The 15,554-nt window shown below is 63.8% G+C and carries 12 protein-coding genes; 7 read left to right on the top strand and 5 right to left on the bottom strand.

Annotated elements, in window-relative coordinates:
• Positions 1-128: 128 nt before the first annotated feature.
• From ACE3OO_RS12550 to ACE3OO_RS12530, 5 genes are all read right to left on the bottom strand, one after another.
• Entirely contained in the window at positions 129-1,382 is a 1,254-nt protein-coding gene (locus ACE3OO_RS12550; RefSeq protein WP_374303364.1) for an MFS transporter, read from the bottom strand.
• Between the two features lie 3 nt (positions 1,383-1,385).
• A complete protein-coding gene (locus ACE3OO_RS12545; protein ID WP_374303362.1) occupies positions 1,386-2,546 on the bottom strand; it encodes an acyl-CoA dehydrogenase family protein in 1,161 nt (386 codons plus the stop codon).
• A 77-nt stretch (positions 2,547-2,623) separates the two neighbouring features.
• Positions 2,624-3,412 carry a TIGR02186 family protein gene (locus tag ACE3OO_RS12540; RefSeq protein WP_374303360.1) on the bottom strand — a complete coding sequence of 263 codons (789 nt, stop codon included), beginning with the start codon at positions 3,410-3,412 and terminating at the stop codon, positions 2,624-2,626.
• Entirely contained in the window at positions 3,409-4,335 is a 927-nt protein-coding gene (locus ACE3OO_RS12535; protein ID WP_374303358.1) for a sulfite exporter TauE/SafE family protein, read from the bottom strand. Before ACE3OO_RS12535 ends, ACE3OO_RS12540 begins: the two co-directional genes overlap by 4 nt.
• A gap of 155 nt (positions 4,336-4,490) precedes the next feature.
• Complete coding sequence (locus tag ACE3OO_RS12530) at positions 4,491-4,874, bottom strand: Mpo1-like protein (RefSeq protein ID WP_374303356.1); 384 nt, start codon at positions 4,872-4,874, stop codon at positions 4,491-4,493.
• 167 nt (positions 4,875-5,041) lie between these two features.
• On the opposite strand from ACE3OO_RS12530, the gene ACE3OO_RS12525 reads away from it, so the two are divergent.
• The 7 genes from ACE3OO_RS12525 to ACE3OO_RS12495 all read left to right on the top strand — a co-directional run bounded on the left by ACE3OO_RS12525 (position 5,042) and on the right by ACE3OO_RS12495 (position 15,507).
• Positions 5,042-5,491 (top strand): MerR family DNA-binding transcriptional regulator, encoded by a 450-nt coding sequence (locus ACE3OO_RS12525; protein ID WP_374303354.1) that lies wholly within the window; start codon positions 5,042-5,044, stop codon positions 5,489-5,491.
• Between the two features lie 98 nt (positions 5,492-5,589).
• On the top strand, positions 5,590-6,726 hold the full coding sequence (locus tag ACE3OO_RS12520) for an acetyl-CoA C-acyltransferase (RefSeq protein WP_374303352.1): 1,137 nt from the start codon (positions 5,590-5,592) through the stop codon (positions 6,724-6,726).
• A gap of 19 nt (positions 6,727-6,745) precedes the next feature.
• The gene (locus ACE3OO_RS12515; protein WP_374303350.1) at positions 6,746-9,064 is read left to right on the top strand and encodes a 3-hydroxyacyl-CoA dehydrogenase/enoyl-CoA hydratase family protein; all 2,319 of its coding nucleotides are present in this window, start codon (positions 6,746-6,748) and stop codon (positions 9,062-9,064) included.
• Between the two features lie 37 nt (positions 9,065-9,101).
• A complete protein-coding gene (locus ACE3OO_RS12510; RefSeq protein WP_374303348.1) occupies positions 9,102-10,895 on the top strand; it encodes an acyl-CoA dehydrogenase C-terminal domain-containing protein in 1,794 nt (597 codons plus the stop codon).
• Positions 10,896-10,944: 49 nt separating this feature from the next.
• Positions 10,945-12,093 carry an acyl-CoA dehydrogenase family protein gene (locus ACE3OO_RS12505; protein ID WP_374303346.1) on the top strand — a complete coding sequence of 383 codons (1,149 nt, stop codon included), beginning with the start codon at positions 10,945-10,947 and terminating at the stop codon, positions 12,091-12,093.
• Positions 12,094-12,138: 45 nt separating this feature from the next.
• Positions 12,139-13,347, top strand: coding sequence for an acetyl-CoA C-acetyltransferase (locus tag ACE3OO_RS12500; RefSeq protein WP_374303344.1), 1,209 nt, complete (start codon positions 12,139-12,141; stop codon positions 13,345-13,347).
• A 30-nt stretch (positions 13,348-13,377) separates the two neighbouring features.
• Positions 13,378-15,507: a 3-hydroxyacyl-CoA dehydrogenase NAD-binding domain-containing protein gene (locus ACE3OO_RS12495; protein WP_374303342.1), complete on the top strand. Its 2,130-nt coding sequence runs from the start codon at positions 13,378-13,380 to the stop codon at positions 15,505-15,507.
• Positions 15,508-15,554 lie beyond the last annotated feature (47 nt).

Below are 15,554 nucleotides of genomic sequence, written 5' to 3'. Positions count from 1 at the left end.
GGGGCGGAAAGTAAAAAGTAAAGGGTAAGGCCGGGAAACTTTGGGCGAAATGATAGGGATTCCCGACCGCCTTTCAACCCGTCCGGTTACGCATCATTGCCGGGATGCAATACCCGGCAGACCCCCGATCAGGGCCCGTAGCGGCGTAGCGACCGATAGGTCCAGAATGGCAGGGCACCGGCAATGACGCAGACGGCGGCAAACAGGAAAACCGCGGTATAGCCGCCGGTCAGGTCGTGCAGTTTCGCGCCGATCAGGGTGCCGCTGGAAACACCCATGCCGGAACCGACCATGATGGTGCCGAAGATCATGCCAAACCGCCGGCCCTGGAAGATGCGCGCCGCGGTTGCCCCCACCATCGGGCCGCGGGCCCCGAACGACAGGCCAACGAGCAGAACGAACAGCCACAGCAATACCTGCGAGCGCCAGCCCTCCAGCGCCCAGAGTGCGGCCAGGCCGGCCAGGCTGAAGGCATAGGAAAGCGCCGCCGAGGCATGGCGGCCGATGCGGCCATCGAGCCAGGCGAAACCAACGATGCCGATGGGCGTGAGCACGCCGACCAGGCCGTAGATCGAGGCTGCCTGCAGCGGCGCGTAGCCCAGTTCGACCAGATAGGCCACCGCCTGCACCATCACCGAGAACATGCCCGCAGAGGTGAAGAAGAACACCGAGGCCAGGCCCCAGAAGGCGGTGGTGCGCAGGGCCTTCAGCAGGGTCCATTCCGTGGGGATCCTGTCATCCGCGGGCGCCGCGCCGGCGGACGGCACGGGCAACCGGATCCGCCCGGCCTGCACCGTCGGCCAATGCAGCAGCAGCAAAACCGGCAGGGTCAGCAGGGCGATGGCCGCCAGCGTGAGATAGGCAACGCGCCAGCCCCAGGTTTCGATCACAAACTGCGCCAGCGGCACCAGCATCAGCGAGCCTATGCCAAGGGCGGCATAGACCACGCTCATGGCACGCGACAGCTTGACGCCTTCGAACCAGCGCGCCAGCAGGGCCGAATGCGGTGCGTTGCCCAACGAGGCCGCCGCGCCGCCGACGCCCATGCCGATGAAGAGATAGAGCTGCCAGAGCTGGCTGGCGAAGGAGGCCAGCACAAGACCCAGCACCAGCATGGCAAGGCCGGCGATGTACAGCCGCAACGGCCCGAAACGGTCGAAACAGTAACCGGCCAACGGCGCACTGCAGCCAGCCAGCAGCATCTGCAGCGAATAGATCGCCGCCACATCGGCGCGGTTGGCCTGGAATTCCTCGGTCAGCGCCAGCAGGAAAGTGGTGAAGGTCTCGCCCGCGCCGCGCGACAGCGCATTGAGGAAAAAGCAGATGCCAACCAGGATGATCGCAGTCTTGGTCGCGCTGCGACTGGGTCCGTCTTCCGGCACGGCTCAGCCCTCGATCCCGGCTTCGGCCTGGCGCAGCATCTGCCGGGCGATGACGATCTGCTGGATCTGGCTGGTGCCTTCATAGAGGCGGAACAGTCGCACATCGCGATAAAAGCGTTCGACCGCGTATTCCTGCATATAGCCGGCACCGCCATGGATCTGCACCGCGCGGTCGGCCACGCGCCCCACCATCTCGGACGCGTAATATTTGCAGCAGGACGCCTCCATTGAGACATTCTCGCCTGCGGCATAACGGCCGGCGGCCTCGCGGATCATGCAACGGGCCGCATACGCCTCGGTCCGGCTGTCGGCCAGCATCGCCTGCACAAGCTGGAATTCGGCGATCGGCTGGCCGAACTGCTTGCGTTCACGCGCATAGGCCACGGATTCATGGATCAGGCGTTCGGCGGCACCAACGCAAAGGGCCGCGATGTGCAGGCGGCCGCGATCCAGCACCTTCATCGCGGTCTTGAAGCCCTGCCCTTCCTTGCCGCCGATCACGTTGGCGACCGGCACTTTCACATTGTCAAAAACCACATCGGCGGTATGGGCGCCGCGCTGGCCCATCTTCTTGTCGGGCTTGCCGATACTCAGGCCCGGCGAATTGGCCTCGACGATGAAGGCCGTGATGCCGCCGGCGCCTTTGTTATTCGGATCGGTGCGCGCCATCAGGGTGAAGATGCCGGCATGGGGCGCGTTGGTGATATAGCGCTTGACGCCGTTGATCACGTAATGATCGCCCTGGCGTTCGGCACGGGTGCGCAGGCTGGCAGCATCCGAACCGGCATCGGGTTCGGTGAGCGCGAATGAGGCGATCACCTCACCGCTGGCGAGCCTGGGCAGCCATGTTTCCTTCTGCTCGGGCGTGCCGTCGATCAGGATGCCCTGGCTGCCGATGCCGACATTGCTGCCGAACATGCTGCGGAAGGCAGGCGAGGTCCAGCCCATCTCGAAGATGAGTTCGACTTCCTCGGCCAGATCGAGGCCGAGACCGCCGTATTCCTCGGGGATCGAGATGCCGAACAGGCCCATCTCTGCAAAGCCGCGACGGATCTCGTCGGGTACCTTGTCATCGTCGGCAACCTGTTTTTCCAGGGGAACCAGCCGTTCGCGAACGAAGCGGCGCAGCGTGAGCCGGGTCTGCTCAAGCGTATCCTTGTCCATGACGCGTCACTCTTCCAAAATGGTCTGCCTACAGATTGACACAAGTCGCGGCAGGTCGGAAGCGGCTCAGATATTCCCTAGCCGCGTCGGAAGGCGACGGCGGCCAACCAGCCGGCAAACACCGCCAGCAGCACGGCAACCAGACCATAGACCGCTGGCTCATGGCGCGAGAAATCATAGACTTCCTGTTCGATGCCCTGCTTGTCGATGAACAGAGGCGTGGATTGCGCCGCGACGATGCGGTCGTCGCGCACCAGATAGATTTCGGTCTGGTACGTGCCGACCGGCACGGTGGCGGGAAAACTGATCGCGGTGCGGAACAGCTTGGGGCCCAGGAAATCCACGGCACCGGTATTGTCCTGATACAACCCCTCGCGGGTTTTCTGCCGCACGATGGCGGCGCGGAACTCATTCACATCGTCGGGATTGCGTTTGCCGATATAGCGGAACCGCAGGGCATTCGCGCCGATCTGCAGGCGTTGCAGCAGGCTGGGCGGCGCGATTTCGGCCAGCGGCCGGGTGCTGGCGACGGCGTAATAAGCCGGCACGCCATCGAAGCTTTCCGACCGGCGCGTCAGCCACAGGCCGAGCGTCTGGCGTTTGCGCCGCACCACCGAGGTCGAGGTCGGGCCACGCACCACCACGATCACCTCGCCCGGCTCGTCGATGGCGCCGAACAGCAGCAGTTCCGTGCCGGTGAAGCTGGAGGTGATGGCGATCAGATGCGAGGACAGGTCGGTGATCAGCGGCGCATCGGCAGGCACCGGTCCGCGCGGCGCGTTGCGGGCAGCCTGAGCCTGGGCTTCGCCGCCGAAAACCGCAAGCAGGGCCGGAAACAGCAGACATATCGCGGCCAGACGCATCATCGCGGGCCGCTTTCCAGGAAATAGAGATCGTCGGGCGTCAGCACCAGTTCGAAAGCCAGCGCAATCGCCACGATCAGCACCAATGCCGCCAGCAGGCCACGCACCTGCTCGCCGCGCAGATGCGCGCCATGACGCACGCCGTATTGCGCGCCGATCACCGAGCCGACCAGCAACAGCAGCGCCAGCGTCACATCCACTGTCTGGGTGGTGATGGCATGCAGCATGGTGACATTGGCGGTGACGAAGATGATCTGGAACAGCGACGTGCCAACCACCACAGCCGTCGGCATGCCCAGCAGATAGATCATCGCCGGCACTAGCAGAAAGCCCGCACCCACACCCATGATCGCAGCCAGGATGCCGACCAGCACGCCAAGGCTGAGCGGCATCAGCGCGCTAATGTAAAGCTGCGACTTGCGGAACCGCATCTTGAACGGCAGCGCGCGGATCACCGGATGGTCATGCAGCCGCTTGCGACGGCGCAAAGGCTGACCATTGGCGGGTTTGTTGCGCAGGGCACGGATGCTTTCGGTCAGCATCAGGCTGCCGATCAGGCCGAGGATCAGCACGTAGGACAGGGCGATCACCGCGTCGAGCTGGCCGATGCGCTTGAGCAGGCTGAACAGGTAGGCGCCGAAGCTGGAACCGATCAGGCCGCCGACCAGCAGCACCGTGCCCATCTTGAAATCGACATTGTTCTTGCGCCAATGGGCATAGACGGCCGAGACGCTGGCCGCCACCACCTGGTTGGCCGAGGTGGCCACCGCCACCGGCGGCGGCACGCCGATGAAGATCAGCAGAGGTGTAAGCAGGAATCCGCCGCCGACGCCGAACAGGCCCGAGAGATAGCCCACCGCCCCACCCAATCCGAGCAGCAGCCATACGCTGACGGACAGCTCGGCAATGGGGAGATAGATCTGCATAATTGCTGGTGAATCCCGAAACGCGACTGTTCTGCCGGGGCACCCCACCACGGCAGGCAGGCCATGCGGCCATCATCGATTGTTAAATTGGCACGTCAACCGTTGCGATTTCGTGACCAGTGCGTTTCCGCCCGGAGCCGTCTGGCCCTGCCCCGCTACTGTTGAGCTGGCGCGGCAGCCGCGGGAGGCGCCACAACCCCAGCCTTGGCCAGTTCGCGCCCCAGCGAGCCGCCGAGGAAGGCGAAATACATGCGGAAATCGGAGATGAAGGACCAGAGCGGGTAGCGGAAGCTGGCCGGCTTGTTCTTCTCAAAGAAGAAATGGCCGATCCAGGCCGGACCATAGCCCGAGACCAGGCCGGCCAGCAGCCAGTACAGGTTGCCGGTGACAATCGCCGTGATCAGGCAGGCCAGGCCGATGCTGGTGCCCAGATAATGCCAGGCCCGGGTGACCGGCTTGGCATGCTCGCGCAGGTAAAAGGGCCAGAATTCCGCGTAAGTCCGGAGTCGTTCACCCGGCTGAATCCGATTGTCGGACATTGCTGTTTCCTCCCGGTTGGGTTGCCGTTAGAATATACTAAAAATACCGGTTTACCAGTAAAATTTCATCAACCCGGCTGGGATGCACGATTCCATTTGACGTTTACGTAAACGTAAACTAAGACTCCCTGCCGACTCACAAAAACAAGCCCAATGGGAGGCATTCCGTGTCGGAGAAGACCTTCACGATCACCGATCTGGCCCACGAATTCAAAGTGACGGCCCGCGCGATTCGTTTTTATGAGGACAAGGGCCTGCTGCATCCGTCCCGCCAGGGCATGATGCGGGTCTATACCAAGCGCGACCGCGCCCGCCTGCAGCTGATCCTGCGCGGCAAGCGACTGGGCTTCAGCCTGGCCGAAATCCGAGAAATGATCGACCTCTACGACCTGGGCGACGGCCAGCTGGAACAGCTCCGCCTGACGCTCAAGCGTTCGCGCGACCGCCTGGGCGCCCTGGAGCAGCAGCGTCGCGACATCGAGGCCGCGGTGCTGGAACTCAAGCACGACATCCGCACCATGGAAGAATTCCTCAAGGCCCGCGAGCGCGACCGCCAGCCGGTGACGCTGAAGGAATTCGTGCAGACCCACGGCGAACTGGCCAGCGTCGCGGAATAACCATCGTAATACCGTTTCCCCGGAGGCCTTCCCAGAAGACTCCCCGGGATCTTTCGACAACCAGATAAAGTCCGTCCGCACTTCAAGGAGACATCGTCATGCGCAACGTGGTGATTGCCGGCTACGCCCGCTCGCCCTTCACGCTGGCCCGCAAGGGTGCCCTCACCAAGGTTCGCCCTGACGATCTGACCGCCCAGGTGGTCAAGGCGCTGGTCGAGCGCACCGGCATCGATCCGAAGGCCATCGAGGACGTGATCGTCGGCTGCGCCTTCCCCGAAGGCGAGCAGGGCCTGAACGTCGCCCGCCTGATCAGCTTCCTGGCCGGCATTCCGCAGGATGCCGCCGCCACCACAGTGAACCGCTTCTGCGGCTCGTCCATGCAGGGTATCCACCAGGCCGCCGGCGCCATCCAGATGAATGCCGGCGAGGCATTTATCTGCGCTGGCGTGGAAAGCATGACCCGCGTGCCGATGGGCGGCTTCAACACGCTGCCGAATCCCAAGCTGCTGCAGGATTATCCGCAGGCCTATGTCTCGATGGGCGTCACCGCCGAGAACCTGGCCAAGAAATACGGCATTGATCGCAGGGCGCAGGAACAGATGGCCGTTGAAAGCCATGCCAAGGCCGCCGCGGCCCAGAAGGCCGGCAAGCTGAAGGATGAGATCGTCGCCATCGTGGACGGCAACAACCGCGTCGAGCTGGATGGCTGCATCCGCCCGGATACCTCGGCCGAAGGCCTTGCCGGCCTGAACCCGGCCTTCGACGCCGCTGGCACCGTCACCGCCGGCACGTCATCGCCGCTGACCGACGGCGCCTCGGCTACGCTGGTCTGCTCGGAAGATTTCGCCAAGGCCCATGGCCTGAAGCCGCTGGCCCGCATCAAGTCGATCGCCGTGGCCGGCTGCGCGCCGGAACTGATGGGCATCGGCCCGGTGCCGGCGACCGAGAAGGCGCTGAAGCGCGCCGGCCTGTCGCTGAAGGACATCGATATCGTTGAACTGAACGAGGCTTTCGCCGCTCAGGCGCTGGCCTGCGTGAAACAGGCCAATTACGACATGAGCAAGGTGAACCTGGATGGCGGCGCCATTGCCCTGGGCCATCCGATGGGCGCCACCGGCGCCCGCATCACCGGCAAGGCTGCATCGCTGCTGAAGCGCGAAGGCAAGCAGTTCGCACTGGCCACCCAGTGCATCGGCGGCGGCCAGGGCATCGCCACCGTTCTGGAAGCCGTGTAAGCGCCGGAGTCACCTGACCATGAGCGAGATCAAGAAAGTCGCCGTGATCGGCGCCGGCGTGATGGGTTCCGGCATCGCAGCCCATGTCGCCAATGCCGGCATCCCCGTGGTGCTGCTGGATATCGTGCCGGCTGGCGCCAATGACCGCAGCGCGCTGGCCAAGGGCGCCATTGAGAAGATGCTGAAGACCAAACCGGCGCCGTTCATGCATCCGCGTGTCGCCAAGCTGGTCACGCCGGGCAACCTGGAAGACGACCTCGACAAGCTAGCCGACGTGGACTGGATCTGCGAGGCGATCATCGAGAATGTCGAGCTGAAGCGGAAGCTCTATGCCACGCTGGAGCAGAAGCGCAAGAAAGGCTCGATCGTCACCTCGAATACCTCGACGATCCCGCTCGATCTGCTGACCGAGGGCCTGCCCGAGAGCTTTGCCCAGGATTTCGCCGTCACCCACTTCTTCAACCCGCCGCGCTACATGCGCCTGTTCGAGCTGGTGAAGGGCCCCAAGACCCGGCCCGACGCCATCGAGGCGCTGCGCCGCTTCGGCGACGTGAAGCTGGGCAAGGAAGTGGTGGACTGCAAGGACCGTCCGGGCTTCATCGCCAACCGCATCGGCATCTACTGGTCCACCGTGGCCACCGCGCTGGCCTATGACCTGGGCCTGACCGTGGAAGAGGCCGACAGCATCGTCGGCAGGCCGATGGGCGTGCCCAAGACCGGCATCTTCGGCCTGGCCGACCTGACCGGCATCGATCTTGGCCCCTATGTGGTCGGCTCGATGCTCAAGACCCTGCCCAAGACCGATGCCCTGCACCAGTTCTACAAGGCGGATCACCCGCTGAACGCGCTGATGCAGAAGATGATCAAGGACGGCTATACCGGTCGCAAGGGCAAGGGCGGTTTCTACCGTGCCCGCGGCAAGGAAGTGCTGGATCTGAAGACCGGCGAATACCGCCCGCTGCAACGCGCCAATCTCGCTTCCGCCAAAGGTGCGAAGAAGGGCCTGCGCGCCCTGGTCGAGCATGACGACAAGGGCGGCCAGTATGCCTGGGGCGTGCTCAGCCGCGTGCTGAGCTATGCCGCCGATCTGGTGCCCGAGATCGTCGACGACATCGCCGCGGTCGATACCGCGATGAAGACCGGCTATGCCTGGAAATACGGCCCCTACCAGCAGATCGACCAGCTTGGCACGCAATGGTTCGCCGAGAAGCTGAAGGCATCCGGCATGCCGGTGCCGAAGATGGTGGAGGTCGCCGCCGGCCGCCCCTTCTACAAGGAAGAGAACGGCAAGGCCTATCGCCTGACGCCGAAGGGCGATTACGCCGAGATCGTGGTGGCGCCTGATGCCTGGACGCTGGCCGACATGAAGCGCGGCAAGCAACCGATCCTGTCGAACAAGGGCGCCAGCATCTGGGACGTGGGCGATGGCGTCGCCTGCCTGGAACTGCACACCAAGATGAATTCGGTGGATGCCGACATCATCGCGATGGTCAAGGAAGCCGGCAAGATCGACAAGAAAGGCTTCAAGGCCCTGATCATCGGCAGCGATTCCGACAACTTCTCGGTCGGTGCCAATGTGGGCATCGCGCTGTTCCAGGCCAATATCGCGATGTGGCCGGCCATCGAGCAGGGCATCCAGGAAGGCCAGGATGCCTATATGAAGCTGAAATACGCGCCCTTCCCCATCGTCGCCGCCGTGGGCGGCATGGCGCTGGGCGGCGGCTGCGAGCTGGCGATGCATTCCTCGGCCATCCAGGCCCATGCCGAAAGCTACATGGGTCTGGTGGAAGTGGGCGTCGGCGTGATTCCGGGCTGGGGCGGCTGCAAAGAGCTGGTCACCCGCGCGATCACCAACAAGCGGCGCCCCGGCGGCCCGATGCCGGCGCTGGCCCAGGTGTTTGAGGCGATCTCAACCGCCAAGGTGGCGACCTCGGCCATGGAAGCGCGCGACATGCTGATCCTGCGCGACAGCGACGGCATCACCATGAACCGCCGCCGCCTGCTGGCCGATGCCAAGGCGAAGGCACTGGAACTGGCCAAGGACTACAAGCCGCCGGTGCCGGTGGAAATCAGCCTGCCGGGCCCCAGCGCCAAGGCGGCGATGAGCCTGGCCGTGGAAGGTTTCTTCCAGCAGGGCAAGGCCACCAAGCACGACGTGGTCGTGTCGGGTGCTCTGGCCAACGTGGTCTCTGGCGGCAAGACCGACATCACCGAGGTGATCACCGAGAAAAAACTGCTCGAGCTTGAACGCGAGAACTTCATGACACTGATCAAGACCAGTGCCACGCTGGACCGCATCGAACACATGCTCACCAAGGGCAAGCCGCTGCGCAATTAAGCAGCGCCCCAAAGCAGAGAATTGAGGGAGACAGGCCATGCCGAGCTATACCGCCCCGATCAAGGACTTCCAGTTCGTGCTGCACGATGTGCTGCAGATGGAAAAGATGAGCAACCTGCTGGGCTTCACCGATGCCAGCCGCGACGTCGTCGACGCCGTGCTGGAAGAAGGCGGCAAGTTCATGAGCGAGGTCACCGCGCCGCTGAACCGCGTCGGCGACCTAGAAGGCTGCAAGTGGGATAACGGCGTGGTCACCACGCCGACCGGCTTCAAGGAAGCCTACCAGCAGTATTGCGAGGCCGGCTGGGGCGCGCTGACCGCCGAGGAGAAGTATGGCGGCCAGGGCCTGCCCCATGTGCTGGGCATCGCCATGGCGGAAATCCAGTCCTCGGCCAACATGGCATTCGCTATGTATCCCGGCCTGACCCATGGCGCCTACGAGGCTCTGCTGCGGCACGGTTCGGAAGAACAGAAGAACACGTATCTGCCGAACATGGCGTCGGGCAAATGGACCGGCACCATGAACCTGACCGAGCCGCATTGCGGCACGGATCTCGGCCTGATGCGCACCAAGGCCGAACCGCAGGATGACGGCAGCTACCTGATCACCGGCACCAAGATATTCATCTCGGCCGGCGAGCATGACATGGCCGAGAACATCATCCATCTGGTGCTGGCCAAGATTCCCGGCGGTCCGGAGGGCATCAAGGGCGTCAGCCTGTTCCTGGTGCCGAAATTCCTGGTCAATCCGGATGGCTCGCTGGGCGCGCGCAATGGCGTGTCCTGCGGCTCGATCGAGCACAAGATGGGCATCCACGGCAATTCGACCTGCGTGCTGAACTACGACAATGCCAGGGGCTGGCTGGTCGGCCAGAAGCACAAGGGCATGCAGGCGATGTTCGTGATGATGAACGCCGCCCGCCTGGGCGTCGGTGTGCAGGGTCTGTCGCAGGCCGAAGTCGCCTACCAGAACGCGCTCACCTATGCCAATGACCGCCTGCAGGGCCGCTCGATCACCGGCACCAAGGCGCCTGAAAAGCCGGCCGATCCGATCATCGTGCATCCCGATATCCGGCGCATGCTGCTGACCATCAAGGCTTTCGTCGAGGGCAGCCGCGCGCTGGCACTGTGGACCGGTCTTGAACTGGACGTCGCCGCCAAGCATCCCGACGCCGAACGCCGCCAGGAAGCTGACGATCTGGTCGCCTTCCTCACGCCGATGGTGAAGGCCTACATGACCGACTTCGGCTACCAGTGCTGCACCATGGCCCAGCAGGTCTATGGCGGCCATGGCTATATCGCCGAATGGGGCATGGAGCAGTTCGTGCGTGATGCCCGTATCGCCATGATCTACGAGGGCGCCAACGGCATCCAGGCACTGGACCTGGTCGGCCGCAAGCTGCCGACCGGCATCGGCCGGCTGGCGCGCCGCTTCTTCCACCCGGTCTCGGCCTTCATCGAGGAAAAGATGATGAGCCCGGCGATCGGCAAGGATTACGTGATGCCGCTGGCGAAAGCCTTCGCCCGTCTGCAGACCGCCACCGCCGTCATCAGCGAACGCGGCCTGAAGAACCCGGACGAAGCCGGCGCCGCCTCGTGGGATTACCTCAACATGTTCGCCCTGGTCGCGCTGGGCTTCATGTGGGCGAAAATGGCCGAGGTCGCCAAGCAGAAGCTGGCCGAAGGCGCCGCGGACAAGGACTTCTACGAGACCAAGCTGGTCACGGCACGCTTCTTCATGGAGCGCATGCTGCCCGACACAGCGGCCCAGCTCGCCAAGATCCAGGCCGGCGCGGAAAGCACCATGATGCTGAAAGCCGCCAATTTCTGATCATCAAGGCCATGCAGGGCATGGCACGTCTAGAGAGGAAACAAAGAGAATGACCGAATACGGCATCCCGCGCAGCATCTACACTGAAGACCACCAGATGTTCCGCGAGGCAGCGCGCAAGTTCTTCGAGCGCGAAGTCGTCCCGCATCACGCCAAATGGGAAGAAGACGGCGTGGTGCCGAAGGACGTGTGGCGCAAGGCCGGCGAGAATGGTTTCCTTTGCGCCACCATGCCGGAACAATATGGCGGCTCGGGCGTCGACCGCCTGTATTCGGCCATCCTGATGGAAGAGCAGGCCTATACCGGCTGCACCGGCCCGGGCTTCTCGCTGCATTCCGACATCGTCGCGCCCTACATCCTCGCCTATGGCTCGGAAGAGCAGAAGAAGAAGTGGCTGCCCAAGATGGCCTCGGGCGAGGTGATCGGCGCCATCGCCATGACCGAGCCGAGCGGCGGCTCTGACCTGCAGGCGGTGAAAACCACGGCGATCAAGGACGGCAACGAATACGTCATCAACGGCCAGAAAACCTTCATCACCAACGGCCAGAATGCCGACCTGGTGATCGTGGTGACCAAGACCGATCCCAAGCAGGGCGCCAAGGGCACCACGCTGTTCCTGGTGGAAGCCGGCCGCGAGGGCTTCACCAAGGGCCGCAACCTCGACAAGCTGGGCATGAAGGCGCAGGACACTTCCGAGCTGTTCTTCGCCGATGTGCGTGTGCCGCCGGAGAACATGCTGGGCGGTGAGGGCCAGGGTTTCTTCTACCTGATGCAGGAACTGGCCTGGGAACGCCTGCAGATTGCGATCATGGCCGTGGCCGGCTGCGAGGCCGCGCTGAAATGGACGGTGGATTACACCCGCGAGCGCAAGGCTTTCGGCAAGTCGGTGCTGGATTTCCAGAACACCAAGTTCGAGCTGGCCGAGATGAAGACCGAGACGCAGATCGCCCGTGTCTTCGTCGACAAATGCATCGAGATGGTGGCCGAGCACAAGCTCGACGTCGCCACCGCCGCGATGGCGAAATACTGGTGCAGCGACCTGCAGTGCAAGATCCTCGACCGCTGCCTGCAGCTGTTCGGCGGCTATGGCTTCATGTGGGAATACCCGATCACCCGCGCCTATGCCGATGCCCGCGTGCAGCGCATCTATGGCGGCACCAACGAAATCATGAAGGAACTGATCAGCCGCACGCTCTGAAATCCGGGAACCCGGCGCAACCGCATAATCACTAGGGAGAGAAAAATGACCGAAGCCTTCGTTTATGACGCCGTGCGCACGCCGCGCGGCAAGGGCCGCGCCAGCGGCGCCCTGCATGAAGTCACTCCGATGCGCCTGGCGACCACGGTGCTGGAATCGGTGCGCGACCGCAATGAACTGGATACCAGCCTGGTCGACGACGTGGTGCTGGGCTGCGTGGCGCCGGTGGGCGAACAGGGCGCCGATATCGCCCGCGTCGCCGTGATCCAGGCGAATTATGCCGAGACCGTCGCCGGCGTGCAGATCAACCGCTTCTGCGCCTCGGGCCTGGAAGCCTGCAACATGGCCGCGGCCAAGGTTCTGTCGGGCCAGGCCGACATGGCGATCGGCGGCGGCGTGGAGAGCATGAGCCGCATTCCGATGGGCTCCGACGGCGGCGCCTGGGCCACAGACCCGGCGGTAGCGATGCCGACCTATTTCGTGCCCCAGGGCATCTCGGCCGACCTGATCGCCACGAAATACGGCATGAGCCGCGCCGACGTGGATTCCTATGCGGTGGAAAGCCAGAAGCGGGCCAAGCGTTCCTGGGATGAAGGCCGCTTCAAGAAATCGATCATCCCGGTGAAGGACATCAATGGCCTGACCGTGCTGGACCGCGACGAACACCTGCGTCCGGAAACCACCATGCAGTCGCTGGCTTCGCTGGAGCCCTCGTTCACGATGATGGGCGAGCAGTTTGGCTTCGACTCGGTGGCGATGCAGCGTTACCCCGACGTGGAGCGCATCGAGCATGTGCACCATGCCGGCAATTCCTCGGGTATCGTGGACGGCGCCGCCGCCGTGCTGATCGGCAATGCCGAAGGCGGCCGCAAGGCCGGCCTGAAGCCGCGCGCCCGCATCCGCGCCTTCACCTCGGTCGGCTCCGAACCCACCATCATGCTGACTGGTCCGTCCTTTGCCGCCGAGAAGGCGCTGAAGATCGCCGGCATGAAGCCGTCGGATATCGACCTGTGGGAACTGAACGAGGCTTTCGCCTCGGTGGTGCTGCGCTTCATGCAGGTACTGAACATTCCGCATGACAAGATCAACGTGAATGGCGGCGCCATCGCGCTGGGCCACCCGCTCGGCGCCACCGGCGCGATGATCCTGGGCACCATGGTCGACGAGCTGGAACGCAGCGACAAGAATACCGCCCTGGTCACGCTCTGCGTCGGCGCCGGCATGGGCATCGCCACCATCATCGAGCGCGTCTGAGCGCCAACACGTTAATTCAGGGACGAAACAATGATCGACTACAGCATCGACGGCGATGGCGTTGCCGCTATCGTCTGGAACATCGCCGACCGGCCGATGAACGTGATGAACAACGAAAGCCTCGGCGCCTTCCGCGAGGCCGTCTACAAGGCCATCCAGGACAAGGCCGTGAAAGGCGTGATCGTCACCTCGGCGAAGAACGACTTCGTCGCCGGCGCCGACCTGGTGAACCTGCTTAAGGAGTCGAAGGACGCCGCCAAGGCACTGCAGAACAGCTTCGCCCTGCAGAAGCTGTTCCGCGACATCGAGAAGGCCGGCAAACCCTTCGTGGCCGCCATCAATGGCACGGCTCTGGGCGGCGGTTATGAAATCTGCCTCGCCTGCCACCGCCGCATCGCCGCCGACAATCCCAAGGCCCTGATCGGCCTGCCGGAAGCCAGCATCGGGCTGCTGCCCGGCGCCGGCGGCACCCAGCGCCTGCCGCGCATGATCGGCGTGTCCAAGGCCCTGCCGATGATCCTGGAGAGCAAAAAGGTCGATCCCAAGGCCGCGCTGGCCCTGGGCATGGTCGACGAGGTGGTGGCGCCGGGCGAGCTGCTGATCCGCGCCAAGGCCTGGATTCTGGGCGAGGGCCAGACCGGCCATGTGAAGCCCTGGGACCAGAAGGGCTTCCGCGTGCCGGAAGCCGCCAATACGCCGAAGGGTGCCCAGGTCTTCACCGCCGGCAATGCCATGCTGCGCGCCAAGACCATGGGGAATTACCCCAACGCGCAGTACATCATGTCCTGCGTCTACGAGGGCATGCTGGTGGATATCGACACCGGTCTGAAGATCGAAAGCCGCTATTTCGTCGCCTGCACCCAGTCGAAGGAAGCGCGCAACATGATCCGCTCGCTGTTCTTCTCGATCGGCGAGGCCAACAAGCTGGCCAACCGGCCCAAGGGCGTGCCCACCCAGACCTATACCAAGGTGGGCATCCTGGGCGCCGGCATGATGGGCGCGGGTATCGCCTGGGCCGCCTCTTCGGCCGGCCTGCAGGTGGTGCTGCTGGACAGCACCCAGGAAGCCGCCGAGAAGGGCAAAGCCTATTCCGCCGGCCTGCTCGACAAGCGCGTGAAAGCAAAGAAAGCCAGCGAAGCCGATAAGGAGAAGCAGCTTGGCCTGATCAAGGCCACGACGTCCTACGACGACCTCAAGGGCTGCGAGCTGGTGATCGAAGCCGTGTTCGAGGATCGCACGATCAAGGCCGACGTGACCAAGAAGGCCGAGGCCCAGTTGGAACCGACGGCGATCTTTGCCTCCAACACTTCGACCCTGCCGATCACCGGTCTGGCCGAGGCCAGCGCCCGCCCGGCTAATTTCATCGGTCTGCATTTCTTCTCGCCCGTCGACAAGATGCCGCTGGTGGAGATCATCCGCGGCAAGCAGACCTCGGACGAAACGCTGGCGCGGGCCATGGACTTCGTGAAGAAGATCCGCAAAACGCCGATCGTGGTGAACGACAGCCGCGGCTTCTACACCAGCCGCGTCTTCGCCACCTATGTCACCGAGGGCCTGACCATGCTGGCCGAGGGTGTGGCACCGGCGATCATCGAGAATGCCGGCAAGATGGCCGGCATGCCGGTCGGTCCGCTGGCGCTGGCCGACGAGGTCTCGCTGGAGCTGATGCACCGGGTTCGCGCCCAGACCAAGAAAGACCTGGGCGACGCCTACAAGTCGGACGGTTCGGAACCGGTGTTGCAGACCATGGTCGAGAAGCTCGGCCGTATCGGCAAGAAGGCCGGCAAGGGCTTCTACGATTATCCGGCCGACGGCAAGAAGCGGCTGTGGGCCGACTTGGCCAAGCATTTTCCGGTCAAGGCCGAACAGCCCGACGTGCAGGACGTGATCAAGCGGCTGGTCTACATCCAGTCGGTCGAGACCGCCCGCTGCCTGGAAGAGAAGGTCGTGATCGACGTGCGTGACGCCGATGTGGGCTCGATCATGGGCTGGGGCTTCCCGCCGTCTCGCGGCGGCACGGTCAGCAATATCGACAGCGTGGGCGTGAAGCCTTTCGTTGCCGAATGCGATACGCTGGCGCAGAAATACGGCGCCCGCTTCACGCCGCCGAAGCTGCTGCGCGACATGGCCGACCAGGGCAAGGCTTTCTACGCCGCCTGATCTGTACGTCACTTCAAAATAAAAGGGCCGGGAATTCCCGGCCCTTT

This window comes from Ferrovibrio sp., assembly GCF_041906005.1.
Taxonomy (GTDB): Bacteria; Pseudomonadota; Alphaproteobacteria; order Ferrovibrionales; family Ferrovibrionaceae; genus Ferrovibrio.
The sequence above is the reverse complement of the archived record's forward strand: the minus strand, read 5'-3'. Positions and strand labels throughout refer to the sequence as shown.

Bases quoted from the DNA above. Each gene is read 5' to 3' on its own strand.
- ACE3OO_RS12545 (WP_374303362.1), bottom strand. From the start codon at position 2,546: ATGGACAAGGATACGCTTGAGCAGACCCGGCTCACGCTGCGCCGCTTC.
- ACE3OO_RS12540 (WP_374303360.1), bottom strand. From the start codon at position 3,412: ATGATGCGTCTGGCCGCGATATGTCTGCTGTTTCCGGCCCTGCTTGCG.
- ACE3OO_RS12535 (WP_374303358.1), bottom strand. From the start codon at position 4,335: ATGCAGATCTATCTCCCCATTGCCGAGCTGTCCGTCAGCGTATGGCTG.
- ACE3OO_RS12530 (WP_374303356.1), bottom strand. From the start codon at position 4,874: ATGTCCGACAATCGGATTCAGCCGGGTGAACGACTCCGGACTTACGCG.
- ACE3OO_RS12520 (WP_374303352.1), top strand. From the start codon at position 5,590: ATGCGCAACGTGGTGATTGCCGGCTACGCCCGCTCGCCCTTCACGCTG.
- ACE3OO_RS12515 (WP_374303350.1), top strand. From the start codon at position 6,746: ATGAGCGAGATCAAGAAAGTCGCCGTGATCGGCGCCGGCGTGATGGGT.
- ACE3OO_RS12510 (WP_374303348.1), top strand. From the start codon at position 9,102: ATGCCGAGCTATACCGCCCCGATCAAGGACTTCCAGTTCGTGCTGCAC.
- ACE3OO_RS12505 (WP_374303346.1), top strand. From the start codon at position 10,945: ATGACCGAATACGGCATCCCGCGCAGCATCTACACTGAAGACCACCAG.
- ACE3OO_RS12500 (WP_374303344.1), top strand. From the start codon at position 12,139: ATGACCGAAGCCTTCGTTTATGACGCCGTGCGCACGCCGCGCGGCAAG.
- ACE3OO_RS12495 (WP_374303342.1), top strand. From the start codon at position 13,378: ATGATCGACTACAGCATCGACGGCGATGGCGTTGCCGCTATCGTCTGG.